Annotated in this window: 2 protein-coding genes; both read left to right on the top strand. The window is 55.4% G+C overall.

Going from position 1 to position 2,170, the window contains the following annotated elements; translation table 11 throughout:
- The coding region (locus KQJ18_RS23570; protein WP_216422901.1) for an extracellular solute-binding protein at positions 1-459 on the top strand (459 nt) is incomplete at its 5' end.
- Complete coding sequence (locus tag KQJ18_RS23565; RefSeq protein WP_216422900.1) at positions 443-2,131, top strand: iron ABC transporter permease; 1,689 nt, start codon at positions 443-445, stop codon at positions 2,129-2,131. The genes KQJ18_RS23570 and KQJ18_RS23565, both read left to right, overlap by 17 nt.
- Positions 2,132-2,170: the final 39 nt, after the last annotated feature.

Raw genomic sequence — 2,170 nt, 5'->3', positions numbered from 1 at the left:
AACCTGGCCCGTAAAGCCACCGGCGGCGACCGCGACGTTGCCCGCGATATCCTCGGTGGAATTTGTGATATCGGTCTGGCTAACTCCTATTACGTCGGTCATATGAAAAATGCCAAAGAAGGCAGCGATGCTCGCCAATGGGGCGATGCCATCAAAGTCGTAAAGCCAACCTTTGAGAATGGCGGCACGCACGTCAATATCAGCGGCGCTGCCGTTGCCCGCTATGCGCCAAATAAAGCCGATGCCGTTAAGCTGATGGAGTATCTGGTTTCCGCGCCTGCCCAGCAGCAGTATGCGAAAGCGAACTTTGAATATCCGGTATTGAAAGGCGTAACGCTTGATCCGGTTATCAGCGCCACCATCGGTGAAATTGATGTCGATAAGACACCGTTAACTGAAATCGTGAAGTATCGTAAACAAGCTAGCCTGCTGGTAGATAAAGTTGGATTCGATCAATAAACCTTTGCAGTTTCCAGCGTTACGCGGCCTGGTTTCCGGGCCGCAGTCATTATTAACGCCGTTGCATCTTGGCGCGCTGTGCGTGGCGCTTGGCGTCCTGACGCCCATCATTGCGCTGATCTGGCAGGCTACCCAGGCCGATTTATCTCACTGGGATAATCTCCTGACGTGGGTGTTGCCTGCCGCGTTAAAAAACACCGTACTGTTGTTAGCGGGGGTCGCCGTGATGGTCGGCGTCATTGGTGTAGGTAGCGCATGGGCGGTGACGGCATGGGATTTTCCTGGCCGCAAAATTCTCAGTTGGGCGCTACTGTTGCCACTGGCGATGCCGACCTACATCGTCGCCTTTGCCTGGCTCGATCTGCTGCATCCGATTGGTCCTCTGCAAACCTTTATTCGTTTCTTACTGGGCTTTGACAGCCCACGACAGTTCCGCTTGCCAGATTTACGCTCTCTATCCGGTGCAATAATTCTGCTCGGCTTAGTACTTTATCCTTACGTGTACCTGACCACCCGCGCCATGTTTATCAGCCAGCCGGCTCATTTACTGGAAGCCGCACGTACGCTGGGATGCAGCGCGACCGGAACTTTTTTTCGTGTTGCCCTCCCCATGGCACGTCCGGCCCTGGCCGTTGGCATCAGTCTGGCATTGCTGGAAACGCTTAACGACATCGGCGCGTCGGAATTCCTTGGGGTGCAGACGTTAACTGTTACCGTGTACACCACGTGGATCTCGCGCTCCGATTTATCTTCAGCGGCGCAAATCGCCTGCATGATGCTGATGTTTATCTTCTTTATTCTGACGCTGGAATTTTATGGCCGCAGAAAACAGGGGTTCAGCAGCCGCAGTCTGCGGGAAATTCAACCCACGCGCGTGCAGGGTTGGCGCGGCTGGCTGCTTGGTGCCGTTATTTCGCTGCCGGTTGTGCTGGGTTTTCTGGCCCCGGTGCTGTTTTTAATGTGGGAAAGCGCCAAACGTATCGGCAATGACAACCTCCTTTCCCCCTCGTTACTGTCAGCATTACAAAATACGCTCTTGCTCGCGGCGGGAACCACGCTGGTGGTGGTTTGCGTCAGTATGTTGGTAGCCTGGAGCGCACGCCATAGCGCTGCAGACAACGCGATGCCGGGGTTTCGCCGTGGCGTGATGCGTCTGGCCTCTTTAGGCTACGCGGTTCCCGGCACAATCCTGGCGATTGGTTTTTTAACGCCCGCCATGGCGGTTGACCGTTGGCTGGCTGACTTGCTGGATGTGCGTGGCCTGCCGCTGATGTCAGCCGGGATCCTGCTGGTCATTTGTTGCGCCATGCGTTTCCAGGCGATTGCCATCGGCGCGCTGGATTCCGGTCTGGGACGCATTCCACCTTCGCTGGAGCAGGCTTCCCGGCTGTTGGGCGAGAATGGCGCGGGCACGTTTGCACGGGTTCATTTCCCTCTACTGCGCCCGGCGCTGGTAAGCAGCGCCCTGCTGGTTTTTGCCGACGCGATGAAAGAGCTACCCACAACATTGCTTTTGCGTCCGGTTAACTTCGAAACGCTGGCAACATTGCTGTATGCGGAAGCCGCTCGTGGAACTTATGAAGAAGGTGCTATCGCCGCGCTAATGATTGTTTTAGCTGGCACGCTACCGGTTATTTTATTGGTGCGTCACCAAATGACTCGCCGGGGTTAAGAGAGTAACAATGTCAGAAATTGCATTACGCCTCCAGGA

The sequence above is a fragment of the Citrobacter sp. S55_ASV_140 genome, from assembly GCF_018919505.1.
GTDB lineage: Bacteria > Pseudomonadota > Gammaproteobacteria > Enterobacterales > Enterobacteriaceae > Citrobacter > Citrobacter werkmanii.
This window is presented reverse-complemented; position numbering and strand designations above follow the sequence as displayed.